We start from the raw sequence: 25,279 nt of genomic DNA, 5'->3' as shown, positions 1-25,279 counted from the left end.
GAAATACGTGATGGGAGGCGATCAGGCGAACTTGATCTCCAGGCCGATGCCGACGATCGAAATGACCCAGATCAGAGCGGTGAAAACAGTCAATCTGTCGAGGTTCTTCTCGACCACTGTCGATCCGGACAGGCTGGACTGGACACCGCCGCCGAACAGGCTCGACAGCCCGCCGCCCTTGGCCCGATGCAGCAGCACCAGCAGAATCAAGAGCAAGCTGGTGATGACCAGCAGGATATCCAAGAACAGTTCCATGTCTGTCTACGGCCACCAATCCAATAGGGACAACTACAACCGATAACACCATACAGGCGATCACAGCTAACCCGACCACATACCCGTGCGACAGGTTGTCTCGTTCGGTGGTACCGATCACAACGCCGAGTTTCCGGCCCGCTAGTTTCGAAGTGACGCGACGTTACCTTCGGAAGGCTTGTTCTGATGCACACCGACACCACTGGTCCCACAACACACGAGAGCACTCCGCGTCTCGCTTCCGTCCACAACTTCCGAGATGTCGCCGGAAACGGATACTCGACATCAAGCGGGACCACCATGCGGCGCGGTGTCTTCTACCGTGCCAACGTCCTCATCCCCACCGGGGCGGATCTGGCTGTTGTCGAATCGTTGGGCCTGACCGCCGTCTACGACGTTCGCTCCGAGGCCGAGGCTTCGGAAACCTCGGACACCATTCTCTCGGCAGCCAAGTACACACACATCCCGATCCTTCCGGGAACAATTCAGAACTCGGCTCTGGCAATCCGCACCGTCGACTCTGCGCAGGATTTCATGCGCGAACTCAATCGCAGTTTTGTGACCGACGACGCGACCCGCGCCGGGTTCTCCCAATTGCTTACCGCGCTCGCGACAACACCGGGACCCCAGTTGTTCCATTGCACCGCCGGAAAGGATCGCACGGGTTGGGCAGCAGCGTTGCTGCAGACTCTCGCAGGGGTTCCGCAGGAGACCATCGTCGACGATTATCTGCTCACCAACACCTACTCCGCGGCTTACGTCGACGCGGCTGCCGAGCGTATTGCTCAAACGGCTGCGATCGGTCGGGCCGACGTGGTCCGTGTCATGTTGACCGTCGAGGAGAGTTACCTCGGTGCAGCCTTCGAGCAGGTGGGCGCCAGCTACTCGTCAATTGAGAACTATCTGCACGACGGACTCGGCCTCACCGCCGACACCATCGACGCACTCGGCTCAAAACTGGTTGCCTGAGAATGCAAAAACAGTGGGCGCGTAACCATTTCGGTTACGCGCCCACTGTTCTTTTCAGATCACATGCTAGCTAGGCAGTGGCCCGCCCGCTGCAATCGCAGACAACGTGGCAAACTCGTCCGCCTTGAGTGACGCGCCGCCGACAAGAGCGCCGTCGACGTCGGCCTGGCCGACGATCTCTCCGACATTCTTGGAGCTGACGCTGCCGCCGTACAGGACTCGTACGCCTGCAGCCACGTCAGCGTCGGCGAGTTCGGCGACCGTGCCGCGAACCGCTGCGCACACTTCCTGAGCGTCCTCAGCAGAAGCGACTCGACCGGTGCCGATTGCCCAGACAGGCTCGTACGCGATGACGATCTTGGAGATCTCCTCCGCGCTCAAGCCGGCCAGAGAACCCTTGAGCTGCTCCACGTTGTAGGCGACGTGGTTGCCTGCTTCGCGAATCTCGAGGCCCTCACCGATGCACACAATCGGTGTGAGATCGTTCTTCAAGGCAGCCTTGGTCTTGGCGAGGACAAGCTCGTTGGTCTCACCGTGCAGGGTGCGACGCTCCGAGTGTCCGACCACGACGTAGGTGCATCCGAGCTTGGCCAGCATGGAGCCGCTGATCTCGCCGGTGAATGCACCGCTGTCCTGAGCGGAGACGTCCTGCGCGCCGTACGTGAGCAGGAGCTTGTCGCCCTCGATCAGCGTCTGGACGCTACGGATGTCGGTGAACGGCGGGATAACCGTGACGTCCACTTTGTCGAAGTACTTCGCAGGCAAGGAGAACGCGATCTTCTGCACCAGGGCGATAGCCTCGAGGTGGTTCAGATTCATCTTCCAGTTGCCGGCGATCAACGGCTTACGTGCCATGTCGGATCAGCCTTCCAGTACTGCGATGCCGGGAAGCTCTTTACCCTCGAGGTATTCGAGGGAAGCGCCGCCGCCGGTGGAAATGTGCGAGAAGCCTTCGTCCGGGATTCCGAGCTGGCGGACAGCCGCAGCAGAGTCGCCGCCGCCGACGACGCTGAACGCGCCCTTGGCGGTTGCTTCGACGATTGCCTCCGCAACACCGCGGGTGCCGGCTTCGAACTTCGGGAACTCGAACACGCCCATCGGGCCGTTCCAGAACACCGTCTTGGCTCCGGTCAGGATCGCGGCAAAGCGCTTGACCGACTCCGGTCCGATGTCCAGACCCATCCAGCCGTCGGGAATCTTGTCGAACGGAACGATCTTCGACTCGGCATCAGCCGAGAAGGAGTCCGCGACAACAACATCCTGAGGGATGTGGATGACGTCCGCGTACCGGTCGAGGAGGCTCTTGCAGGTCTCGATCATGGACTCTTCGCAGAGCGAATTGCCAACGGACACACCCTGAGCCGCGAGGAACGTGTAGAACATTCCGCCGCCGATCACCAGTGTGTCGACCTTGGGTGCCAGTGCCTCGATGACGGCCAGCTTGTCCGAGACCTTGGAGCCACCGAGCACCACTGCGTACGGACGCGCCGCGTCCTGCGTGAGCTTGGCGAGCACCTCGACCTCGGCGCCGACGAGGTAACCCGCGTAGTGCGGGAGCAGCTTCGCGACGTCGAAGACCGACGCCTGCTTGCGGTGAACAACACCGAATCCGTCGGAGACGAATGCGCCGTCATCACCGACCAGCTCGACGAGAGCTTTGGCGAGCTTGACCCGCTCGGCTTCGTCCTTGCTGGTCTCGCGAGGGTCGAAACGGATGTTCTCGAGCATCAGGACGTCACCGTCGGTGAGTCCTTCGGAACGAGCCAGCGCGTCCTGTCCCACGACGTCACCGGCGAGTTGCACGTTGCGACCGAGGATTTCGGCCAACTTCGCGGCAACCGGTGCGAGGGAGAACTTGGGATCGGGCTGACCGTCGGGGCGCCCGAGGTGCGCGGTCACGATGACCTTCGCTCCACCCTCGGCAAGTGCCCGCAAGGTGGGAGCGGACGCGACGATGCGGCCCGGGTCCGTGATTTCTCCGCCATCCAACGGGACGTTGAGGTCGGAACGCACCAGTACGGTGCGCCCCTCGACCCCAGCGTCCAGCAGATCCTTCAGCGTCTGAACTGCCACTGTTATCGAAACTCCGCTCAGAGTGACTTGGCGACGAGGCCGATGAGGTCGGCGAGGCGGTTGGAGTAGCCCCACTCGTTGTCGTACCAGGAAACGATCTTGACCTGGTCGTCGATGACCTTCGTCAGACCCGAGTCGAAGATCGACGAGTGCGGGTCGGTGACGATGTCCGACGAGACGATCGGTGCGTCGGTGTACTTGAGGATGCCCTTGAGGGGGCCCTCGGCTGCAGCCTTCATGGCGGCGTTGATCTCGTCAGCGGTAGCCGACTTCTTCAGGTTCGCGGTGAGGTCGGTGACCGAACCCGTGGGGATCGGCACGCGCAGTGCGTAACCGTCGAGCTTGCCGAGCAGCTGCGGGAGAACCAGGCCGATTGCCTTGGCAGCGCCCGTGCCGGTCGGAACGATGTTGAGAGCGGCTGCGCGGGCGCGACGGAGGTCGCTGTGCGGCGCATCCTGAAGGTTCTGATCCTGCGTGTATGCGTGGATCGTGGTCATCAGACCCTTGACGATGCCGAACTCGTCATCGAGGACCTTGGCGATGGGGCCGAGGCAGTTGGTGGTGCACGAGGCGTTGGAGATGATGTTCTGGCTGCCGTCGTACTTGTCGTCGTTGACGCCCATGACGATGGTGATGTCTTCACCCTTGGCCGGAGCCGAGATGATGACCTTCTTCGCGCCGGCTTCGAGGTGTCCCTTGGCCTTTGCTGCGTCGGTGAAGATGCCGGTGGACTCGACGACGACGTCGACGCCCAGCTCGCCCCAGGGAAGCTCGTTCAACGGGCCGCGGTGTGCGAGGGCCTTGATGCGCTGATCGCCGACGACGATCGTGTCGTCACCGTCGAGCGACACGTCGTACGGCAAGCGGCCGAGGATGGAGTCGTACTTCAGCAGGTGAGCGAGCGTCGCGTTGTCAGTCAGGTCGTTGACTGCCACGATCTCGATATCGGTGGTTCCGAGCGCCTTCTGCGCATCCACCGCCCTGAAGAAGTTACGTCCGATACGGCCGAAACCGTTTACGCCAACCCGGACAGTCACAATTCGCTCCTTTGACCATGATTCTGGTGTGCAACTTGACCCACGCAGTTCCGAATCCGTGTGTGCACGACGCGGACGTGGGGTTCATCGGTCGATGTGACCCTTACCCTAATGTGCTTGGCTCCAGAGTGCGCAGCCCACCCTGAAGACCCCGCCGGCGAGGGACCATCATCCCTCTTCGAGTAGCTCCGAGTTGACTGCGGATTCAGTGTCCGGAATGCCGGTTTCCTTCGCCTTGCGATCGGCCATCGACAGCAGACGCCGGATACGCCCCGCGACAGCGTCCTTCGTCATCGGCGGGTCAGCGAGCTGCCCCAACTCCTCGAGCGACGCCTGGCGATGTTCGACGCGCAGGGCACCTGCGGCAGCCAAATGATCCGGAACATCCTCACCGAGGATTTCCAGGGCCCGCTCGACGCGCGCGGCGGCCGCCACGGCAGCGCGAGCCGAGCGTCGCAGATTGGCGTCGTCGAAGTTCGCGAGCCGGTTGGCCGTTGCCCGCACTTCGCGGCGCATCCGACGCTCTTCCCAGACGAGCCGAGTGTCCTGAGCGCCCATCCGGGTCAGAAGGTCACCGATCGCCTCACCGTCGCGGATCACGACGCGATCCGTTCCACGCACTTCGCGGGCCTTCGCCGAGATCCCGAGACGGCGAGCAGCACCGACCAGCGCGAGTGCCGCTTCGGGCCCGGGGCAGCTCACTTCGAGCGCCGAGGACCGGCCTGGTTCGGTCAGGGAACCGTGTGCGAGAAATGCTCCGCGCCAAGCTGCTTCGGCGTCACCGACGCTTCCGCCGACAACCTGAGCCGGCAGGCCGCGGACCGGCCGGCCACGCAGATCGAGCAGCCCGGTCTGGCGTGCGAGGGCTTCGCCTTCCTTGGCAACGCGCACGATGTAGCGGGCTGATTTTCGCAGCCCACCCGCACTCAACACGTGAACGTCGGCGCTGTAGGTAAAGAGATCGAAGATCTCGCGGCGTAGTCGACGCGCGGTGGATCCCAGATCCACCTCGGCCTCGACGACAACCCGGCCACCGACGATGTGGAGTCCGCCGGCAAATCGGAGCAGTGCGGAGACCTCAGCCTTTCGGCAGCTGACCTGAGTCACCACTAACCGGCTCAGTTCGTCCTTGACCTCCGCTGTCATTGCCACGAAGTGTTCTCCCTCTGTTCTGCTGTTGAATGATCGGTGCCGGCCCCATTGGCCGGTTCGAGAGTGCCTGTCCGCCCGGTCAGTTGGGCGAGAGCCTCGGCGAGTTTCACCGGATCGTGGATATGCGCCGAACCCGCCGCAGTATCGGCGACGTCCGCATATCGGACTTCGGCGTGAAATTGTTGCGCTGCCCGCGCCAGATGTTCACGTTCCCGTCCCGGCGGAACCGACGCAGAATCGACGACGACGTAGTCAACCCGGAAATCGGGCACATGCTGGGAGAGTACGTGCAGGTGACGCTCTGCCGAGAATCCGGCCGTCTCCCCAGGTTCCGGAGCAAGATTGAGAACGAGCACCTTTCGGGCTTCGGTGGACGAGAGAGCCTCGACCAATTCCGGGACGAGCACGTGTGGGATGACACTGGAAAACCACGAGCCAGGTCCGAGCACCACGAGGTCAGCTCGTCCGATGGCAGCCACCGCGTCGGGACTCGCGGGCGGATTTGCCGGCAACAGACGCACGCGTCGCACCTTTCCCGGCGTGGTCGCCACTGCAACCTGACCGCGGATACACCGGCTGACGCGAGGGTCTTCTTCCAAACCCTGAACGTCGGCTTCGATGTCGAGCGCGATCGGCGACATGGGCAGCACCCGCCCGCGCACCCGCAACAGTCGCGCCATCTCGTCGAGCGCCTGAACCGGGTCGCCGAGCACCTCGGTGAGGCCGGCCAGAATCAGGTTGCCCACCGAATGCCCGGCCAACGCGCCGACACCACCGAAACGGTGCTGGATGGTGCGCGTCCAGTCCCTGACATCGGGTTCGTCGGCAGCCAACGCCGCCAGCGCCATCCGAAGGTCACCAGGCGGGATCACACCGAGTTCGGCGCGCAAGCGACCGGACGAGCCGCCGTCGTCTGCGACAGTGACCACGGCAGTCACGTCGAAGGTGAGTCGGCGAACAGCTTGCAGCGTCGCAAACAGTCCGTGACCACCACCGAGAGCGACGACCGCGGGCCCCCGAAGATCCTGCCCCGTCGAACCGCTCATTCGCGGCCCAGATCTCGGTGCACGATGCTGACCGCGATGTCGGCCTCACTGCCCAACTTGCGTGCAAGAGCCTCGGACATGGCCACACTTCGATGTTTCCCACCGGTGCAACCCACAGCAATTGTCATGTAGCGCTTTCCTTCTCGACGATATCCGGCGATCGTCAGGTCGAGCAGATGCAGATAGGTGTCGAGGTAGTCTTCGGCGCCGTCCTGAGACAGGACGTAATCGCGAACGCCGGCCTCCTGGCCGGTGTGATCGCGGAGTTCGGGAATCCAATGCGGATTGGGCAGGAAACGCACGTCGCACACGAGATCCGCGTCGATGGGCAAACCGTATTTGAACCCGAACGACTGCACGGTGACCTTCATGGTTCGGTTCGCCTCGACCCCGAAAGCCGTTTCGATCTTCTGCCGCAATTGATGTGCCTTGAGCGCAGACGTGTCGATCACCAAGTCGGCGGCAGCCTTGACCACGGCCAACTGCCGACGCTCCGCGGCGATACCTTCTGCGAGTGTGCCGTCGACGCCCTCGTTCTGCAGCGGGTGGCTACGGCGAACCTGCTCGAACCGCCTGATCAGAACGTCGTCGGACGCCTCGAGATAGAGGACACGCGTGTGGATCGGCGCGGCTTCCAATTCCGTGAGGACCGAGCCGAGATCGCCGGTGAACAGTCGAGACCGCACGTCGATCACCACGGCAAGTCGGTCAACCGGTGGATCAGACGTCAGGCTCAATCCGACCATTCGCGAGATCAATTCGGGCGGTAGGTTGTCCGCTACATACCAGCCGAGGTCTTCGAGGACCTTGGCTGCAGTACTGAGTCCGGCGCCGGACAATCCCGTGACCAAGAGAAAGTCCATGGTTCGGCTGTCGTTTGCGCTGTCTGTGGTCACTCGGCACTCTGCCCCGTCGTCGATATGGATGGTTCGCTCGACACGGAGTCCGGTACCTGCCGAACCAGCTGATCCGACATTTCGAACTCCACGTCCTGTTTATCATCCCCTACCCCGCCCGGCAGCGCTTCCGCTCGGTTGACGGTCTGTGCAGGTTCCCCGCCCAAAGCGTCGAGTACGGCCCGCGCCGTAGCGGCACCGATGCCGGGGACCTCCATGATTTCCTCGACGGTCGCGGTCTTGAGATTTGCCACGGAACCAAAATGGGACACGAGCGCGGTTCGCCGGGTCTCCCCCAGTCCCTTGACCGAATCGAGCACCGACGCCGTCATTCGCCGCGAGCGCTTGCTGCGGTGGAACGTGATGGCAAAGCGGTGCGCTTCGTCGCGGATTCGTTGCAGCAAGTACAGCGATTCACTGGTCCGAGGCAGGATCACCGGATCTTCCTCGTTGGGCACCCACACTTCTTCGAGTCGTTTCGCGAGTCCGACGACGGCTACGTCGGTGACGCCGAGCTCGTCGAGCACGGCGGCGGCGGCATTGACCTGCGGCGCACCACCGTCAACCACAAACAGATTGGGCGGATAGGCAAAGCGTCGTGGCCGACCGGTCTGAGGATCGATCGCCGCTTCCGGCGCCAGGTCGCCGCCGTCCGCGTCCATACTTGCGGCCGAATTGGCCAGGATTCCGAGGTCACGGTTGTGCCGGAGGAACCGTCGACGCGTGATCTCGGCGATGCTCGCGACGTCGTCCGAGTGCCCGTCGCCGGCCGCTTCCTTGATCGCGTAATGGCGGTAATCGGATTTGCGGGGCAAGCCGTCCTCGAACACCACGAGCGAGGCAACCACGTCGGTGCCCTGAACGTGACTGATGTCGACACACTCGATTCGCAACGGCGCCGAGTCCAGATCGAGGGCTTCCTGGATACCTTGAAGCGCGGCCGATCGTGACGTGAAATCTCCCGCTCGCTTGAGTTTGTGTTGCGCCAGAGCTTCTTTCGCGTTGCGCTGCACGGTTTCGGCGAGATCCTTCTTGTCGCCGCGCTGCGGAACTCGCAGCTGAACCTGAGAACCACGAAGGGTGCTGAGCCACACCTGGATCTCAGCGGCGTTGGGAGGAAGTACCGGAACCAGCACCTCGCGAGGAACGGCGCTCGAACCCGATTCCGAGTCGCTCCCCGGTTCGAGGGATGCCTGCTCGCCGTAGAACTGGGTCAGGAACTGCTCGACCAGAATCGGGAGGTCGGAGTCTGCGTCGAGAGCTGCCCAGTCGATGGCGTCACCGGCCTTCTCCACTACCCAGCCGCGTTGACCCCGCACCCGACCGCCGCGCACGTGGAATACCTGGACCGCGGCCTCGAGGTCATCAGTCGCAAACGCGACGAGGTCGGCATCGGTGCCGTCGCCGAGCACGACGGCCTGTTTTTCGAGCGCCTTGCGGAGGGCTCCGATATCGTCGCGCAGTCGCGCTGCGGTCTCGAAATCGAGGTCATCGGACGCCTGCTGCATTTTCTTCTCGAGGTCACGCACCAACTTGTCTGTCCGCCCGGCGAGGAAGTCGCAGAAGTCCTCGACGATCTGCCGGTGTTCCTCGGGGCTGACACGGCCCACACACGGCGCAGAGCACTTGTCGATGTACCCGAGCAGACACGGTCTGCCGATCTGGTTGTGGCGCTTGAACACTCCGGCGGAACACGTGCGGGCCGGGAACACCCGAAGTAATAGGTCGAGTGTTTCTCGGATGGCCCACGCGTGCGAGTACGGACCGAAGTACCTGACACCCTTGCGCCGTGGACCGCGGTAGACGAACAGCCGCGGAAACTCTTCGTTCAGCGTGACCGCAAGAACGGGATACGTCTTGTCGTCGCGATAGCGAACATTGAACCGTGGATCGAACTCCTTGATCCAGTTGTATTCGAGTTGTAGCGCTTCGACTTCGGTGCTGACGACCGTCCACTCGACGCTGCCGGCCGTGGTCACCATCTGCCTTGTGCGGGGATGAAGCGTCGTGACGTCCGCGAAGTACGAGTTCAGACGCGAACGAAGGCTCTTGGCCTTGCCGACGTAGATGACCCGACCATGCGGATCACGAAATTTGTAGACGCCAGGCGCCACCGGGATTGTTCCGGTGGCGGGGCGATAAGTCGAAGGATCCGGCACAGTTCCACGTTAGTCGTCGCCACCGACCGATTCGGAAACACGCTGGTGGTGTCCGACGAATCGGCCTGGCGAACGTCAGTTGCTTTCGTGTGCTGCCGGGGCGTAGCGGTTAGCGATTTCGCGCAGCTTCACGACGGCGTCCACCGCGTATTCGCGGTCGTTGGACTGGATTGCCATGACCGGCATGTACTCGTCGTCCGGCAGTTCGATCCTGGCCCACGCGGCACCGTCAGGGAACGACAGGCCTTCGAACAGATCCCACTCGACGATCTTCTCGCCGAGAATGTTGCGAACCGCGATACCCCGTTGACCCGCTCGCACCCGAGGGCGGGTGAGCAGCAGAACACCACCGGCGAGAACACAGCCGATCGTGGCCATGGCAAGCTGATCGGCCGCGCGGAAGTACACGCCGGTCGATCCGCTTCGCAGCGAGACTGCCAGAGTGACGTGGACGATGACCAGGAGAGCCGCAACCCCGATCGCGTATCGCGTCGACTTGCGCGGTTTCGCGATCAGTTCCCAGTTGTCGTCAGGTGTGCTCATCGAAACGAATCCTCAGTCCATGGCTGTCGTAGGTGGCGCAAGGTGACCGCCGTGTCCAATGCTGCGGCACAGGCCTGCGCACCCTTGTCCTCGACACTACCGGGCAAACCGGAACGATCCAGGGCCTGCTGTTCGGTATCGGTGGTCAGGACGCCGTTGCCGACCGGTGTGCTCTCGTCGAGAGAGACCCGCGTCAGACCAGCTGTCACCGCGTCACAGACGTACTCGAAATGCGGTGTACCACCGCGAATGACCACACCGAGCGCAACAACGGCATCGTGCGTCTTGGCCAACGCCTGTGCAACGACGGGCAGTTCGATGGCGCCGGCGACGCGGATCAACGTCACATCTTTGATCTGCGCCTCTGCGGCCACCCGCTGAGCACCCGCGATCAATGCTTCGGAGATCGTGGCGTGCCACTGCCCCGCAACGATCGCCAGTTTCAAGTCCTTCGCTTCGGCGATAGCCAGCTGGGGCTGTCCCTCACCGCTCATACCGCACCGTCCTGCTTGACGGCTTCCTGAGCGGCTTCGTACTCGTCGAGTCCGATCAAATCGTGGCCCATCCGGTCGCGCTTGGTGCGCAGGTACGTGAGGTTCTCGGCGTTGGCGCGCAGCGGCATCGGAACCCGGTCGGTGATCTGCAGTCCGTAACCGTCCAGGCCGACACGCTTGGCCGGGTTGTTCGTCAGCAGACGCATCGACGAGATGCCCAGATCTACGAGGATCTGCGCGCCGATGCCGTAGTCACGGGCGTCAGCGGGGAGCCCGAGTTCGAGATTGGCGTCGACCGTGTCTGAGCCGGCGTCCTGCAACTGGTACGCCTGCAGCTTGTGCATCAGGCCGATTCCGCGACCCTCGTGTCCGCGCATGTACAGAACGACGCCGCGGCCTTCCTGCGCCACCATGTCCAGCGCGGCATCGAGCTGCGGACCACAATCGCAGCGCAGTGAGCCGAACACGTCACCGGTCAGGCACTCGGAGTGCACGCGCACGAGAACATCGCTGCCGTCACCGTCGGGGCCGGCGATGTCGCCGCGCACCAGCGCAACGTGTTCGACCTCGTCGTAGATGCTGGTGTAGCCGACTGCGGTGAACTCACCGTGACGCGTCGGGATACGGGCTTCGGCAATGCGGACGACGTGCTTTTCGTGCTTACGACGCCACGCGATGAGATCGGCAATCGAGATCAACGCCAGGTTGTGCTCGTCGGCGAACACGCGCAACTCGTCCGTCTGAGCCATTGCGCCTTCGTCCTTCTGACTGACGATTTCGCAGATGACACCGGCGGGACGAAGATCAGCCATGCGAGCCAAATCGACTGCGGCTTCGGTATGTCCGGGACGACGGAGAACTCCGCCTTCCTTCGCGCGCAGCGGTACTACGTGGCCGGGACGGGTGAAATCGTTGGCACCGGAGTTGGGATCAGCCAACAGGCGCATGGTCGCAGCGCGATCCGACGCCGAGATACCGGTGCCGATTCCCTCACGGGCGTCGACGGTCACCGTGTATGCAGTGCCGTGCTTGTCCTGATTGGTGGCGTACATCGGGGGCAGGCCCAGACGGTCGCAGTCGTTTCCGTCGAGCGGAACACAGAGATAACCGGACGTGTACCGAACCATGAACGCCACCAGTTCAGGAGTGGCTTTCTCTGCGGCGAAGATCAGGTCGCCCTCGTTCTCACGATCCTCGTCGTCCACAACGACAACAGCTTTACCTGCAGCGATATCTGCTACTGCGCGCTCGATACTGTCGAACCTGGTCACGTGCTCGCACTCCAAAGTCTTGACTACTAGTCATCATCGAAAACAACGAGTACATCCGATGTGGATGCACCGACAACCCTACTGGCCAAGCCTACTGACCAACCCTGTTACCAACCCTACGACCGTCCGTCAAGACCCGATCGAGGCGGTCCTACCTACCGGCAGCGTGCAACCGTTCGACGTATTTCGCGATCACGTCGACCTCGAGATTGACCGGTGTGCCGATCGTCGCGGTTCCGAGTGTCGTCAACTCCAACGTCGTCGGAATGAGCGAGATCTCGAAGTACTCGAACCCACGCTCACCTCCCAGCGCCGACACCGTCAGGGACACACCGTCCACGGTGATCGAACCCTTCTCCACGACGTACCGCGAGATGGACTCGGGCAGCGAGATCCGCACGATCTCCCAGTTCTCGGACGGCGAACGCGAAATGACGTGACCGGTACCGTCGACGTGGCCCTGCACGAGATGTCCACCCAGACGGCTGTTGAGTGCTGCTGCGCGCTCGAGATTGACGCGGCTGCCGACAGCCAAGCTCGCGAGGCTCGAACGGTTCAGCGTCTCCTGCATGACGTCTGCAGTGAAGGAACCGTCGTCGAGTACGTCGACAACCGTGAGGCAGACGCCGTTCACCGCGATGGAATCACCGTGACCGGCGTCGGAGGTGACCAACGGTCCGCGCACCGTGAAGCGCGCGGCGTCGACCAGTTCTTCCTTGGCGACAACTTCGCCGAGTTCTTCAACAATTCCAGTGAACACGCTTGCCTACTCCTCGTTCCCCGGAGCGGAATTCTCCGGAACCAGACTCAACAAAATATCGGGGCCGATCGTTACCGCGGACTCCAAGTGGAACCGGCGAGCATCGGCGATGGTGTGTACTCCCGCGTCGACCAGCGCCGACGCTCCCCCGCCGAGCAGGATCGGAGCGATGTACGCCTCGATGACGTCGACATACCCTGCGGCCAGGAATGCGCCCGCCAGGCGTGGTCCGCCTTCGAGCAGCACGTCCGTGTATTCGGTGAGCGCCTCGACAACCTCGTCGATGCTCTCGGTGTTCAGGACGAGCGTCGGAGCCGCGTCGTCGAGAATCCTTGCAGTCGAGGGTATTTCACGCTTGCCGACTACCACGCGCACCGGCTGATGGGCCGCGAGGTCCCCCGTCGGCTGACGCGCGGTCAACCAGGGATCGTCTGCAAAGACCGTGCCGGTACCCACCACGATTGCGTCGACCTGCGCCCGCTGGGCATGTACGCGTGCTCGAGCAGCCGGACCCGTGATCCATTGACTCGTGCCGTCTTCGGCAGCGCTGCGGCCGTCGAGGCTCGCCGCGTACTTCCACGTGATGTGCGGACGGCCGGTGCGCTGCTTGTGCAGCCAGGCGCGCAGCGGACCCGCTTCGACCTCAGCCGCTCGTAGTCCGGACGTGACCGAGATTCCGGCGCGCATCAGCGTCGCCGCACCGCCGGACGCTTCAGGATTGGGGTCGCCGACGGCATAAACCACGGCCGCCACACCGGCGTCGATCAACGCCTGTGAACACGGCCCGGTCCGCCCCTGATGGTTGCAAGGTTCGAGCGTGACCACCGCCGTGCCGCCGCGCGCTGCCCGGCCGGCTTCGGTAAGAGCCACGATCTCCGCATGCGGACCACCTGGGGGCTGAGTCATGCCCACGCCCGCAATGGTTCCGTCGGCGCCCAGAATGACGGCACCCACGGGCGGGTTGGGGCTGGTGAACCCGCGTGCGGAATCAGCAGCAGTCAACGCGATCTGCATTGCGGCGTCGAGATCAGAACTCGACACCGGAACAGCCTTTGCCATGTCGGTGTTCTCAGACCGACAGCGTCAGGTGCGGCGACGCGGATGCGGCCTGCGCACGAAGCTTGCGCACAGCTTCTCCGGGGTCACTCGCGCCGTACACGGCGCTACCGGCGACAAAGCAATCGATGCCCGCTTCTGCGGCCTGTTCGATAGTGTCCGCGTTGATGCCGCCGTCGATCTCGACAAGCAGTTTCAGCTCGCCCGAGTCGACGAGCTTACGAATCGTGCGGGCCTTCTCGAGGACCTGCGGCATGAAGGACTGCCCACCGAAGCCTGGCTCGACGCTCATGATCAGCAACGTGTCGAAATCTTTGAGGATTTCGAGGTAAGGCTCGATGTCGGTTCCTGGCTTGATGCTCAGACCTGCTTTGGAACCGGCAGCGCGAATGTCGCGGGCAACCGAACGCGGATCATCGGTGGCTTCGGCATGGAACGTGACGTTGTATGCACCGGCCTCGGCATACGGCGGCGCCCAGCGCTCGGGGTTGTCGATCATCAGATGGCAGTCGAGCGGAATATCCGTTGCCTTGAGCAGGCTTTCGACCACCGGAAGACCCAGTGTCAGATTCGGAACGAAATGCGCGTCCATCACGTCGACGTGAAGCCAATCAGAACCGGCAACGGCGGCCGCTTCGTCGGCGAGGCGTGCAAAATCGGCGGACAGAATGGACGGTGCAATCATCGGGGAAGCCACGTGCCCGAGTTTAGCCGTGGCGTCTGCGCCCCTGTGCACGCCCGTCGGTGCGGTCGAAAATCTGTCAGTGCTTGACTGCGGCGCGAAGCTTGCGCACCTTCGACGGAGCCTTGATCCGCCATGCGTCCTCGAGCATTTCCGCCAACTGATCCTCCTCGATCAGTTCGAGGTGCACCAGGATCGAACCGTGCCCGTGGTAGTGATCCGTCGTGAAGAACGGCGCTTCCCCACTGGCGAGCAGCGCCTCTTTCTCGTCCAGACCACACATCACGACCAATGCACCCTCGGCTTCGGTTCGCAAGCGCGCAAATGTCTTGCCTGCCACCTTGAGTGCCGGGGTGTTGTACGACGTCGATTCCTCCACTGACGGAAGCGCCGAAGCGAGTACGACAACCTGTTCCCACGTAACCATGGAGGGAACCATACGACTCCGGGGGCCGGAAGTCACCTCCCCACCCCTGTGCGCCGTTTTGGTAGGTCCCGCTACCAAAACGGCGCACAGCTACCTACGCCAGTGGTTTACGCAATGCCGCCATGAACATTGCATCCGTGCCATGGCGGTGCGGCCACAATTGAACCGAATTGCCGTCGCCGACGTCCGGCACACCGGGCACCAGTTCCTTGGTGTCGAGTTCGACAACGCCATGACGGCGGACCGCATCGGCAACAACGGCCAGCGTTTCCGACAAGTGCGGCGAGCACGTGGAGTACAGCACCACACCACCGGGACGCACCAATTCGATTGCCGCGGCGAGCAATTCACGCTGCAACTTCACCAGCGGGGCAACATCCGACGGTTGGCGACGCCACCGCGCTTCCGGACGCCGACGCAACGCACCCAGTCCGGTGCACGGCGCGTCGACGAGGATGCGGTCGTAGCCGGGTTCGAGGCCAGACTCACGGCCATCGGCCACGTGTACGTCGACGGGCAGCTCACGGGTGGTCTTGCGGATCAGTTCCGCGCGGTGGGCGACGGGTTCGACGGCGTCGAGGCGCCCACCGTCGATTCCTGCCAGTGCTCCGAGAAGCGCTGCTTTGCCGCCGGGACCAGCGCAGAGATCGAGCCAGCGGCCACCGTCGTCACCGTCGAGCGGTGCGAGAGTCAGGGCGCGGGCAACCAGCTGGCTGCCTTCGTCCTGCACGCCGGCCAAGCCCTGACGCACCGCATCGAGCTGGCCAGGATCGCCGCCGTCCAGATGCACGGCGTACGGCGAGTACGGGCCGATCTCGCCGCCGGTGACCAGCGCCAGCTCTTCGGCCGAGATTTCGCCGGGCCGCGCAACGAGGTGCACGGCGGGGCGGGCGTCGTCGGCAATCAGGACGTCTTCGAGTTCACCGGCCGCAGCGCCGAGCGAATCGGCGAAGACCTGTGCGATCCACACAGGGTGCGCGTGCTCGAACGCGAGGTGCCCGATCGGATCCTTCGGCGCCAGCAGTTCCACCCACTCGTCCTGAGTGCGTTCGGACACCCGGCGCAGTACCGCGTTGACGAATCCTGCTCGCCCCTGGCCGGATTCAGCGCGTGCGAGGTCGACGGACGTCGCGACGGCAGCGTGCGGCGCGACGCGCGTGCGCAGCAGTTGGTAAGAACCCAACCGCAGCACGTCGAGAAGGTTGCCGTCGATTTCCTCGATCGGACGACCCGACGCGTGCACGATCACAGCGTCGAGCAACCCCTGCGCGCGGGCAGCGCCGTACGCCAGTTCTGTTGCCAAGGCAGCATCGCGGGAGTCGAGTTTGCGATCGCGGAGCAATCCGGGCAGAACCAAGTTTGCGTAGGCGTCGCGCTCGCGGACCGCGCGCAGCACGTCGAGAGCTGCGAGACGCGGCTGATCGAGTCCAGCCGTCGGATCGGGCCGCTTTGCCTGCTTCGGCTTGTTGTTTCGCGACCCGTTCCGCTTGTCGCCGGGGCCTTGGGCCTGGCGGGCTGGTCGTCGTGATTCGGTCATGCTGCTCGTACCTCCGCGTCGAGTCGGGCACCGCGTGCCCAGTCCCCTGCCGACATCAATTTCTTGCCCGGGGGCTGTATCTGCCCGAGTCGCACCGCCGTCGTAGCGGTACCGATGTACAGACCGTCCTTGCGTACTGCGATCTCGCCGACTGCCAGTACGTCGTCAGTCACGGTGACCGGTCCGAGCTTGACCCGCAGGTCACCGATCATCGTCCACGCGCCCGGCGCAGGCGTGACCGCCCGAATGTGGCGGTCAACGGCCGCAGCGGGACGATCCCAGCGCACCCGGGCCGCGTCGACGGTCACCTTCGGCGCGTACGAGACGCCGTCGTCGGATTGAGGAACCGCCGTGATTGCACCGGCTTCGATTCCGTCGAGCACTGATTCGAGCAGGCCGGCGCCACCTTCGGCCAGTCGCCCTAGGAGATCGCCGGCAGTGTCCGTGTCGCGGATGCGTTCGGTCATCACGCCGTACACCGGTCCGGTGTCCATGCCCGCTTCGAGGCGGAAGGCGCTGGCACCGGTGACCTCGTCACCGGCGCTGATCGCTGCCTGCACCGGCGCAGCACCACGCCACGCGGGAAGCAGCGAGAAGTGCAGATTCACCCAACCGAACTTCGGGATGTCGAGTACGTTCTGCGGCAACAGATTTCCGTAAGCGACAACAGGCGCACAGTCCGGCTCGTAGCTTTTCAGCTCGGCCGCGAATTCGGGATCTGACGCCTTGGCGGGAGTCAACACCGGAATGCCGTGTTCGTCCGCGAGCATGCCGATGGGTGACCGGGTGACTTTCCGTCCGCGACCGGCGACGGCGTCAGGACGCGTCACCACGGCAACGACCTCGTGATTGGCCGACTCGATGAGTCGACGCAAGGACGGGACGGCAGGTTCCGGCGTTCCGGCGAATACAACGCGCATGTCAGCCCTCCCTATTCTCAGGGCTGCAGAGACTGTGATCAGCTCGCTGGCCGCTCGAACGTGGTGGACTGCAAGTCACGAAAGCGCTCCCGGATTTTGTACGAATGGAACCCTCAGTCTAGGGAGTGCTGAGCCCAGCTTGTACCGCGCGGCATATCGGTCGTGACTGTCGGCAACTTCTGGGGTCGTAATCGATTGCAGAAGTCAGGAATTTGCGTCGATCACCACTTGCGGAATATCGGTGCCGAGCGGGACGGCCGTACACGGTGCGTGCCGCTCGGCATCGGGATCGAGGGAGGTGCGGATGATGTCGATCACGTAAGGGTCGTACGGCATCCGGAAGTGCCCGGTCAGGTTCTGCGGGCACAGGTCCTGCAGGACGATGTTCTCGGCGCCTGAGTCCCGCAACGCGATGTTGCCTGACGGTTGGATCACTTCGTCGACCTGCGAGCCGATGGTGGTGTATCGCACCCCTGGCACGGTGTCGCCGCCGTTGTTGAGGCTGCGCAGCAGATCCGATCCCTCCATCTGCTCGCGCACGGCAACCGAGAAAGTGTCCTCGACAAATTCTTCGCCGCCGGGTATCGCCCGTACAAGCGGCACGAGCCCGAACATCACACCGCCGTACGTCGGCGAGGCCAGCCCGATCCAGTGGTCGACAAACTGCGAACCACCAAGTTTGTTGGTGTAGTACCGAGTTACCGTGGCGCCCTGCGAGTACCCGATGACATCGACGCGATCAGCGCCCGTCCTCGATCTCACCTGATCGACAAAGGCACTGAATTCGCTTGCACTCGAGACGATGTCGCCGACGCCGAAGGTATCTTCCTCAGGATCCCCGCCGTAGTTGAGTACAAAAACGCAATAGCCATCGGCAGCGAGAGCCGGCGCCACAGCCGCCCAGTCGGTGTACGCCTGAGTGTCCGTGCCATGTGCAAGCAACACCGGACGTGGATGCTCGGCCGTGGGCCTGCAGTCGAAATTATTGGACCCGGCCGGCACCGAATCGGGGTGAGTCTCTGCATATGCGGTTGCCGCGTGACGGCTTATCTGTGCCGGTCCGACGTGTGTGGGAACGCTCGCCCCGGACTGCGCGCCGGCAACACTTGGTAGCGCCACCAGACAGGCGCTAGCCAACACCAATCCTGCAATTCTTGTTCTACCCGACATAGTTCAGCACTCCCGCCCCGATCCCGATCCACACCAAGGCCAATCATAAGTGCAGACGAACACACATCCCTAGCTGGTCACTGCCGGCTTCCGGATGAAGAACGAACCTGCCACCGCGATCAGGGATATGACGCCACCCCACATGAATGCTGTGTGGATACCCGATTGCTGCGCAGCGACATCGGTCGCACCATCGGCGAGTTGTGAGGCGGCTGTGTTCGACATAATTGTGACGAACAACGCGGTTCCCGCCGCACCGGCCAACTGCTGACCGGTATTGAAAATTGCACTGCCGTGGGAATACAACTCCGACGGGACCGATCCGAGCGACGACGTCATCAGCGGAGTCATCACCAATGCCAGACCCACCATCAGCATCGAATGGATGCCGACAACCATCGGCAAGCCGGTCTCCGTGTCGAGGAGCGTCATCAGCCACAACGCGGCGCTGACCACGACAACACCGGGGATGACCAGCGGGCGCGGACCGACGCGGTCGAAGACCCGACCGACGAACGGTGCCAGGATGCCCATGAGCAAACCACCGGGGAGAAGCAACAAACCGGTCTTCAACGTGTCGAGGCCGAGCACATTCTGCAGGTACAACGGCAGCAGAATCAGCGCACCGAACAGGGCCATCATGCTGATCGCCAACATGGCCAATCCGATGCTGAACGTCGGCGTGAGGAATGGCCGCATGTCCAGGAGGGCACGCCCGTCCTCCTGCCGCGACAACTGACGCAGAACAAACACGACCAGCGCCACGACACCGACAACCAGCGGTACCCACACCGGCACGCCGGATCCCTCGGCGGAATGTCCGAGACTACCGAGTCCGTAGACGATGCCACCGAATGCCAACGCGGACAATACAACCGACAACCCGTCGAACGGTGCTGCGCCGGTAGTAGTGAGGTTCTTGACCAAAGCGGAACCGATGGCAAACGCAACCAGGGCGATCGGCAACACAAGCCAGAACATCCAGCGCCAGTCCAGCGATCGCAGGATCACACCGGAGAGTGTCGGACCGATCGCCGGAGCGACGGCGATCACGATGGAGATGACGCCCATCATGGCGCCGCGCTTATGGGCGGGAACAACACGCAGGACCGTGGTCATGAGGAGTGGAAGCATGATGGCGGTACCACCGGCTTGGATCACTCGACCCGCCAGAAGAAGTTCGAATCCGGGTGCGGACGCCGCGAGGAGCGTGCCGACGCTGAAGAGCGTCATCGCTGCTGCGAATACTTGCCGGAGAGTGAATCGCTGGAACAGGTAGCCCGTCGTCGGAATCACGACGGCCATGGTCAGCATGAATCCAGTGGTCAGCCACTGTGCTGTGCTGGCGGTGATGTCCAGGTCCACCATCAAACGTGGCAGTGCCACGCTCATGATCGTCTCGTTGAGGATCATCACGAACGCTGCGACGACCAGCACGGTGATCAACAATTTGCTACCGCGGTCGAGGTCAACCGATTCCGGTTGGGCTTCCGTCTCTTGAATATGCATGCGCTACTGAGAACTCTCTGGTCTTAGAAGACAAATCAACTTATTTAACTGACAATATCAATCATCTTGAGAGTCACTGTCAAGTTGATTTCGGCTGGTAAGTTGAGCCGCATGGAGGACTGCGGATGACCACACACGACAGCGTCAAGGTCCCCGCGGCAAAACGCGCTCCCGACCTGCGGGAACGCCGCCGCCAGGAAACTCGCCTCGAGATATCCCGGGCCGCTCTGGAACTTTTCGAACTCCACGGCTCGTCGGCGACGACGGTTGACGAAATCGCGCGCCGCGCCGGAGTCTCGCCCAGCACATTTTTTCGATGCTTCGCCACCAAGGAAGACTCGGCCCTCAGCGTCGAGGTCGAGTTCGAGACGGAAATCGTCGAATGGCTCGATGCGATCCCTGCCGACGACGTGACTCTGACAGGGATGCAGGAAATCTACGGGAACATCATCGAGAGACTGGAGGCCTCTCCTGACAGGCGAGATCGAATACTGCGAGTTCGACGCCTCCTCGCATCCGACCCCCATCTGTGCGCATCGTCATTTGCCACAGAATCCATGGCACTGATCCAACTGACGGACCGAGTTGCCATCAAACTCGGCGGCGAGAATGCCCGCCCTTACGCTCGACTACTCGTCGAAAGTGCCGCGATGACAACACGTATCGCGGTCGACACCTGGGCAGAACGCCTGGACAACGGCGCCGAGGCTGATCTGGCACAGATTTACCGGAGCACGTGCGAAGATCTGCGACGCGCCGCAGCGAGCTGATCGACAGCGAGATCAGGCAGACGAACTCGGGGAATCGACAGCGCGGGCCGGTCCCATGTTGCGCGAGAACATGATCCCGACAAGAAGGACCAATCCTGAAACTGCGATGAACCATCCAGTCCGGTGCAGACCAGCGTCGTCGATCTGATGACCGGCCGTTACCTGCAACACCACAACCGCAAGATTCGCGCCGATGAACGCGACTGTGCGGTAAACGCCGATAGCTGCACCAACTTCGTCCACGGTTGTCACCGCATTGATCAGGCTTTGATTGCCGATGTTGTTGAAACCGTTCGGTATACCAAGTACCGCGGCAACAAGGAGAAGCACCAAGACCGGGGCAGTCGAGCTTTCGACCGAAGCGATCAACACCCCGCCGACCAGCAGCGCACACGTACCGACAAACAGAGTGCGACGGGCGCCGTACCGCCGGTATGTGCGAGACCCGATCATGGTGGCCACCACGCTGACCCCCGCAACGGGCAGCATCGTCAAGCCGGCCTCGATCGGGCTCATCCCCCGCGCGTACTGCAGCCATTGTGGAATTCCGAAAAAGACGCAGTAGAAGCACGTGTACGTGAGCAATGTCCGACCCAGAGTTGCACTGAGCGCGCGATTACGTGCCAGAGCCTCGACATCCAGAAACGGCTCCGGAGCGCGGTGCTCCCACCAGACAAAGAGACCGAGTCCCGTCACCGCAACGGGAAGCAGCCACCACGTCGGGTTCCCCGGCAACGAAACCAGCAGCACCATCATCGACGTGATCGTCACGAGGAACAATCCGATTCCGACTACATCGAGAGCATGGAGCGCTTCCCGAACCGACACTCGCCCACCGCCGGCAAAGCCCACGTCAGCACGCATAACCACAACAGCACTGAGCACTACGACGGGAAGATTCACCCACAGGATCGATTGCCACCCGAAAGCCCCCACAAGGAGACCACCGACAGTGGGACCAAGAGCTGCAACGGACTGACTGCAGACAACCAACGTTGCAATCGCTGTACGCGGCTGGCGCCCGTAGCGCTCGGAGTAGCTGCGGACCATGGTCATCGCGTTGGGCATGTGGGCTGAAATGCCGAATCCGAGGATCACGTACGCACCGATCAACCAACCGACATTCGGGGCAAGCATCCCGACGCACGATCCGATGGCGACCAGGGCTAAGCCTCCGAGAAATACCCGACGAGCGCCCAGCAATGCACCGAGCCGACCCATCATGGGGGCACCAACAGCGGTCGTGATGTACATCGCGGAGATGATCCAGGAAACGCCGCCGTTCGAACCGAACTGAGCGGCGATACCAACAATTGCCACGGCAATCATCGACGAATTCAGCGGTTGCAGAATGCTGCCGGTCGCTGCCGCACCACTCACCCGGAACGGAACAGGCAAGGCCTTGGTATCTGCCTGGTCCTCGACGGCAGTCATGCGCGCATCACTGACTCCTGCGCCGGTGTTGTATCGGTCGACTCAGCCGCACGCCGCAGCAAACGTCCTGCGAGATAAAGCAACTCACGTTCGACGTCAGTGAACTCCTCCGTCAGCACGGACGTAAGCCATTCACTACGGGCGGCGCGGTCCACGTCCAAGGTCCTGCGGCCGATGTCCGTGATCGAGATCAAACTCGCGCGAGCATCATGTGGATCGACGGTGCGCGTCACCATCCCCTTCTCCTCGAGAAGAAGGACAGTACGCGCAATGGTTTGCGGCACCACCCGCTCCAAGTCGGCAAGCGCACGCGCACTCATCGCGCCCACCCGATCCAGATGCGCAAGTGCCTGCAGTTGGGTTGGAGTCAACAAATGCCCGGAACTCTTCGTCCGAATCCTTCGACTGAACAGCGCCACGTCTTCCCGCAGCCGGTCGGCCCGTTCGTCCATGCGATTCTCCCTAGTCTCATTAGCCAGGGTAGCTGCTTATTTCTTCTAAGGTCTTGGATGTGAGCTGTCTCTATCGAAATTTTTTCAACAGACTATCTGTCAAATTTTGGGAGTTGACGTGACGTTGCGAGCCCAGACTGCTCAACCTGGACATCACTGTTCGCGCCAACAATCCGCGCATTCATCAGGAATCGTGCACACGACTCGGCGCCGACGCAGCTCACACGTCAGAATCAGTGGAACTAAGGCCACGGAGGAGTCGTCACATGGCACGCGATGTAGACCCCGGATTGCTGATCCGACGGATCGGATCCACAGAATCCTGGGATTCACCCGAGATGACCGCCTACGAGAACGAAGACCACTTGCAGCGGATCGTCGCAACCGACCCGCAGTACGTACCCGGTGTCCCCGAAGGCGCTTTGACTGTTCGCGAGCTTTCGACCACGGCAGGCCCCGCAGACGTGTGCATTGTCAGCCCTGACGGCACGATCACGATCGTCGAGTGCAAGCTTGCATCGAACTCCGAGCGACGCAGAATGGTGATCGGGCAGGTTCTCGACTACGCATCCGCGATCTGGGTCGATGGTGCTAAATCGTTCAGGGAGCAATGGACTAAATCGTTCAGGGAGAAATGGAATCGTCAGCGGGGTGATGATCTTGCCGCGCTCGGGGAGACTGCACTCGAACAACTCGACCTCAACATCACAGAAGGCCGCATCGACCTGTGTCTTGCCGTCGACCGTATCGACAACGATCTCAAACGCCTGGTCGAATTCCTGAACCGAATAACTCGCGACGAAGTGGCAGTCACCGCTCTTCAGCTGACTTATGCCCGACACGGGGACATCGAATTCCTGATGCCTTCCACCTACGGCGGCGAAATCGCGGCCGTTAAAGCCCGCAGTTCTGGCCCCTCGACATCCTGGACCACACAATCATTCCTCGACGCACTCGACGCCACGTCCGACCGCGTCTCCGCCCAGCGGATCTTCGAACTTCTCGAAAATCTCGATGACACCCGCGGACAGCACGAGAACCTGTGGTTCGGCAATCGTCCGGGAGGCGGCATCTTCTTGTACCCCTATGGACTCCGGTACGCGCCCATCCAATTGTGGATCAACAAAACCGGCCAACTCATGGCCTACGGAACCTGGAACCAATACGAGGTTGTACGTCAGCACCCGGGTTTCGCCGAACTAGCCGGATTGATCGGGCAGGACCACCACTCCACCGCAAAAGGTTTCGCAATCGCCGACGTCGATCTCGACGAACTTTGGCACGTTGTGCTGCGTTGTGCGATCGAAATCAACAGGTCCGACGCTTAAGACAGCAAACCCGGGAGACCACGCAGGGGCTCCCGGGATTGCGACTAAATATTCAGTTGGTAGACCTGCTTACAGCAGCTCCGAAAATTACAGCAGCTCGGAGATTTCCTCGGCGATCTGCTCGGGGGTGACCGTCGACTCGAACCGGCGAACTACCGCTCCGTCACGATCGACGAGGAACTTCGTGAAGTTCCACTTCACTTCGTCGGTACCGATCGCCTCGGGGCGCGTCTTGCTGACATGCTCGAACAGGAATCCGATTTCGGGCCCGAATTCACCGGGTGCCTCGCTGCGGAGGTGCTCGTACAGCGGGTCCGCGTTGTCGCCGTTGACCTCGATCTTTGCGTACACCGGGAAGGTGACGTTGTAGGTCGTGCTGCAGAACTCCTGGATCTCAGCGTCCTGGCCAGGCTCCTGATCTCCGAACTGATTGCTCGGGAATCCGATGACCCGAAGGCCGCGGTCCTTGTTCTCCCGGTACAGGGCATCGAGGCCCTCGTACTGCGGTGTGAATCCACACTTGCTTGCCACGTTGACGACCAACAGAAGGTTGCCCTTGTACTGGCTCAGATCCTCGGTGGATCCGTCGGCAGCCTTGACGGCAAAGTCGTGGACACTCATGAACTCTCCTGATTATCGAAGTGATTATATTGCTACCCAAGGTAGTTCATGCTTCGCCGGCGATAGTGACCGGACACACCAACACGAGTGCCGCACTCAACTGTCGGTATCGGTGGACCCGTCGTCGGCAAGAACGCGATACAACGCTCGACGCGCTTCGATCAGAACATCGGCAGCGGCCTTGACCTGCGCTGGTGTACCCACTGCGGCGACCTGACCGGCAGCACCCATCAGTTGCCCGATCAGCTCACGCAGATCCTGCTCGGGAGCGCCGACGCTGTCGCGAACCTCGTCCCACGGTGCACCGAGATCCGCCCGGTGCTGCTCGACGTACGCGGCACCTTCCTCGGTGAGTTTTGCAGTCTTCCGTCCGGCGACCTTGTCGATGATCACGAGGCCTTCGTCTTCGAGTTGCGACAGTGCGGGGTAGATCGATCCCGGACTCGGCTTCCACACTCCGCCACTGCGTTCGACGATCTGTTGAATCAGTTCGTAGCCGTGCATCGGTTCTTCGGCAATGAGGAGCAGAACAGCCGCGCGAACGTCACCTCGACGCCCGCGCCCGCCGCGTCCGCGCCCACGTCCGAAGTGCGCGCCGGGACCGAACCCTGGGCCAGGTCCGCCGTCGGGCCCGAACCGCCCTCGACGATGCCCGCGCCCACGGTCGCCGTCGGGAAAATGCCTGTCCATTGTTGCTACCCTTCGCCGATATCGCTGA

26 protein-coding genes are annotated in these 25,279 nt (G+C 62.4%); 3 read left to right on the top strand and 23 right to left on the bottom strand.

The annotated features are described in order from the left end of the window. Positions 1 to 21 precede the first annotated feature (21 nt). On the bottom strand, positions 22 to 255 hold the full coding sequence (gene secG / locus KYT97_RS03315; RefSeq protein WP_033232127.1) for a preprotein translocase subunit SecG: 234 nt from the start codon (positions 253 to 255) through the stop codon (positions 22 to 24). 186 nt (positions 256 to 441) lie between these two features. Here secG and KYT97_RS03310 point away from each other — a divergent pair, with 186 nt between their 5' ends. Then, positions 442 to 1,224, top strand: a complete 783-nt coding sequence (locus KYT97_RS03310) for a tyrosine-protein phosphatase (RefSeq protein ID WP_219111752.1) — start codon at positions 442 to 444, stop codon at positions 1,222 to 1,224. A 66-nt stretch (positions 1,225 to 1,290) separates the two neighbouring features. Here KYT97_RS03310 and tpiA read toward each other — a convergent pair whose 3' ends face one another. The 18 genes from tpiA to KYT97_RS03220 form a co-directional block, all read right to left on the bottom strand. Beyond that, on the bottom strand, positions 1,291 to 2,079 hold the full coding sequence (gene tpiA, locus KYT97_RS03305; RefSeq protein ID WP_033232129.1) for a triose-phosphate isomerase: 789 nt from the start codon (positions 2,077 to 2,079) through the stop codon (positions 1,291 to 1,293). A gap of 6 nt (positions 2,080 to 2,085) precedes the next feature. Next, positions 2,086 to 3,297: a phosphoglycerate kinase gene (locus tag KYT97_RS03300; protein WP_033232130.1), complete on the bottom strand. Its 1,212-nt coding sequence runs from the start codon at positions 3,295 to 3,297 to the stop codon at positions 2,086 to 2,088. Positions 3,298 to 3,314: 17 nt separating this feature from the next. Beyond that, positions 3,315 to 4,334, bottom strand: a complete 1,020-nt coding sequence (gap, locus tag KYT97_RS03295; protein ID WP_033232131.1) for a type I glyceraldehyde-3-phosphate dehydrogenase — start codon at positions 4,332 to 4,334, stop codon at positions 3,315 to 3,317. A gap of 168 nt (positions 4,335 to 4,502) precedes the next feature. Beyond that, a complete protein-coding gene (gene whiA / locus KYT97_RS03290) occupies positions 4,503 to 5,480 on the bottom strand; it encodes a DNA-binding protein WhiA (RefSeq protein ID WP_172935629.1) in 978 nt (325 codons plus the stop codon). Next, the gene (locus KYT97_RS03285) at positions 5,477 to 6,532 is read right to left on the bottom strand and encodes a gluconeogenesis factor YvcK family protein (RefSeq protein ID WP_033232133.1); all 1,056 of its coding nucleotides are present in this window, start codon (positions 6,530 to 6,532) and stop codon (positions 5,477 to 5,479) included. Before KYT97_RS03285 ends, whiA begins: the two co-directional genes overlap by 4 nt. Further along, positions 6,529 to 7,428 carry an RNase adapter RapZ gene (rapZ, locus tag KYT97_RS03280; protein ID WP_033232134.1) on the bottom strand — a complete coding sequence of 300 codons (900 nt, stop codon included), beginning with the start codon at positions 7,426 to 7,428 and terminating at the stop codon, positions 6,529 to 6,531. The genes KYT97_RS03285 and rapZ overlap by 4 nt, the downstream gene beginning before the upstream one ends. Beyond that, complete coding sequence (gene uvrC / locus KYT97_RS03275; protein WP_219111751.1) at positions 7,425 to 9,587, bottom strand: excinuclease ABC subunit UvrC; 2,163 nt, start codon at positions 9,585 to 9,587, stop codon at positions 7,425 to 7,427. The genes rapZ and uvrC overlap by 4 nt, the downstream gene beginning before the upstream one ends. 75 nt (positions 9,588 to 9,662) lie before the next feature. Further along, entirely contained in the window at positions 9,663 to 10,130 is a 468-nt protein-coding gene (locus KYT97_RS03270) for a PH domain-containing protein (protein ID WP_219111750.1), read from the bottom strand. Further along, positions 10,127 to 10,624: a 6,7-dimethyl-8-ribityllumazine synthase gene (gene ribH, locus KYT97_RS03265; protein ID WP_033232136.1), complete on the bottom strand. Its 498-nt coding sequence runs from the start codon at positions 10,622 to 10,624 to the stop codon at positions 10,127 to 10,129. Before ribH ends, KYT97_RS03270 begins: the two co-directional genes overlap by 4 nt. Then, positions 10,621 to 11,895, bottom strand: coding sequence for a bifunctional 3,4-dihydroxy-2-butanone-4-phosphate synthase/GTP cyclohydrolase II (locus KYT97_RS03260; protein WP_033232137.1), 1,275 nt, complete (start codon positions 11,893 to 11,895; stop codon positions 10,621 to 10,623). The genes ribH and KYT97_RS03260 overlap by 4 nt, the downstream gene beginning before the upstream one ends. Before the next feature lie 151 nt (positions 11,896 to 12,046). Then, positions 12,047 to 12,655, bottom strand: coding sequence for a riboflavin synthase (locus KYT97_RS03255; protein WP_033232138.1), 609 nt, complete (start codon positions 12,653 to 12,655; stop codon positions 12,047 to 12,049). 6 nt (positions 12,656 to 12,661) lie between these two features. Continuing rightward, the gene (ribD, locus tag KYT97_RS03250; RefSeq protein WP_092808070.1) at positions 12,662 to 13,714 is read right to left on the bottom strand and encodes a bifunctional diaminohydroxyphosphoribosylaminopyrimidine deaminase/5-amino-6-(5-phosphoribosylamino)uracil reductase RibD; all 1,053 of its coding nucleotides are present in this window, start codon (positions 13,712 to 13,714) and stop codon (positions 12,662 to 12,664) included. A 10-nt stretch (positions 13,715 to 13,724) separates the two neighbouring features. Continuing rightward, positions 13,725 to 14,408 carry a ribulose-phosphate 3-epimerase gene (gene rpe, locus KYT97_RS03245; RefSeq protein WP_033232252.1) on the bottom strand — a complete coding sequence of 228 codons (684 nt, stop codon included), beginning with the start codon at positions 14,406 to 14,408 and terminating at the stop codon, positions 13,725 to 13,727. A 64-nt stretch (positions 14,409 to 14,472) separates the two neighbouring features. Beyond that, positions 14,473 to 14,820 carry an MmcQ/YjbR family DNA-binding protein gene (locus tag KYT97_RS03240; protein ID WP_033232253.1) on the bottom strand — a complete coding sequence of 116 codons (348 nt, stop codon included), beginning with the start codon at positions 14,818 to 14,820 and terminating at the stop codon, positions 14,473 to 14,475. 94 nt (positions 14,821 to 14,914) lie between these two features. After that, the gene (locus KYT97_RS03235; protein ID WP_033232140.1) at positions 14,915 to 16,357 is read right to left on the bottom strand and encodes an RsmB/NOP family class I SAM-dependent RNA methyltransferase; all 1,443 of its coding nucleotides are present in this window, start codon (positions 16,355 to 16,357) and stop codon (positions 14,915 to 14,917) included. After that, a complete protein-coding gene (fmt, locus tag KYT97_RS03230) occupies positions 16,354 to 17,277 on the bottom strand; it encodes a methionyl-tRNA formyltransferase (RefSeq protein ID WP_095886253.1) in 924 nt (307 codons plus the stop codon). The genes KYT97_RS03235 and fmt overlap by 4 nt, the downstream gene beginning before the upstream one ends. 204 nt (positions 17,278 to 17,481) lie before the next feature. Beyond that, positions 17,482 to 18,447, bottom strand: coding sequence for an esterase/lipase family protein (locus KYT97_RS03225; RefSeq protein ID WP_219111749.1), 966 nt, complete (start codon positions 18,445 to 18,447; stop codon positions 17,482 to 17,484). Positions 18,448 to 18,516: 69 nt separating this feature from the next. Next, positions 18,517 to 19,956 (bottom strand): MDR family MFS transporter, encoded by a 1,440-nt coding sequence (locus tag KYT97_RS03220; protein WP_045067681.1) that lies wholly within the window; start codon positions 19,954 to 19,956, stop codon positions 18,517 to 18,519. Between the two features lie 125 nt (positions 19,957 to 20,081). On the opposite strand from KYT97_RS03220, the gene KYT97_RS03215 reads away from it, so the two are divergent. Next, positions 20,082 to 20,726 carry a TetR/AcrR family transcriptional regulator gene (locus tag KYT97_RS03215; RefSeq protein WP_051730342.1) on the top strand — a complete coding sequence of 215 codons (645 nt, stop codon included), beginning with the start codon at positions 20,082 to 20,084 and terminating at the stop codon, positions 20,724 to 20,726. A gap of 12 nt (positions 20,727 to 20,738) precedes the next feature. On the opposite strand, the gene KYT97_RS03210 is transcribed toward KYT97_RS03215, so the two are convergent. Together KYT97_RS03210 and KYT97_RS03205 are read right to left on the bottom strand one after the other, a co-directional pair. Beyond that, on the bottom strand, positions 20,739 to 22,160 hold the full coding sequence (locus KYT97_RS03210; RefSeq protein WP_219111748.1) for an MFS transporter: 1,422 nt from the start codon (positions 22,158 to 22,160) through the stop codon (positions 20,739 to 20,741). Continuing rightward, positions 22,157 to 22,612, bottom strand: coding sequence for a MarR family winged helix-turn-helix transcriptional regulator (locus KYT97_RS03205; protein ID WP_033232145.1), 456 nt, complete (start codon positions 22,610 to 22,612; stop codon positions 22,157 to 22,159). The genes KYT97_RS03210 and KYT97_RS03205 overlap by 4 nt, the downstream gene beginning before the upstream one ends. A gap of 266 nt (positions 22,613 to 22,878) precedes the next feature. On the opposite strand from KYT97_RS03205, the gene KYT97_RS03200 reads away from it, so the two are divergent. After that, the gene (locus tag KYT97_RS03200) at positions 22,879 to 23,940 is read left to right on the top strand and encodes a hypothetical protein (RefSeq protein WP_219111747.1); all 1,062 of its coding nucleotides are present in this window, start codon (positions 22,879 to 22,881) and stop codon (positions 23,938 to 23,940) included. A gap of 87 nt (positions 23,941 to 24,027) precedes the next feature. On the opposite strand, the gene KYT97_RS03195 is transcribed toward KYT97_RS03200, so the two are convergent. Together KYT97_RS03195 and KYT97_RS03190 are read right to left on the bottom strand one after the other, a co-directional pair. Next, complete coding sequence (locus KYT97_RS03195) at positions 24,028 to 24,561, bottom strand: glutathione peroxidase (RefSeq protein ID WP_033232146.1); 534 nt, start codon at positions 24,559 to 24,561, stop codon at positions 24,028 to 24,030. Positions 24,562 to 24,657: 96 nt separating this feature from the next. Continuing rightward, the gene (locus KYT97_RS03190) at positions 24,658 to 25,251 is read right to left on the bottom strand and encodes a PadR family transcriptional regulator (protein ID WP_045067677.1); all 594 of its coding nucleotides are present in this window, start codon (positions 25,249 to 25,251) and stop codon (positions 24,658 to 24,660) included. Positions 25,252 to 25,279 lie beyond the last annotated feature (28 nt).

Source organism: Rhodococcus globerulus (assembly GCF_019334125.1).
Taxonomy (GTDB): domain Bacteria; phylum Actinomycetota; class Actinomycetes; order Mycobacteriales; family Mycobacteriaceae; genus Rhodococcus_F; species Rhodococcus_F globerula.
The sequence above is the reverse complement of the archived record's forward strand: the minus strand, read 5'-3'. Positions and strand labels throughout refer to the sequence as shown.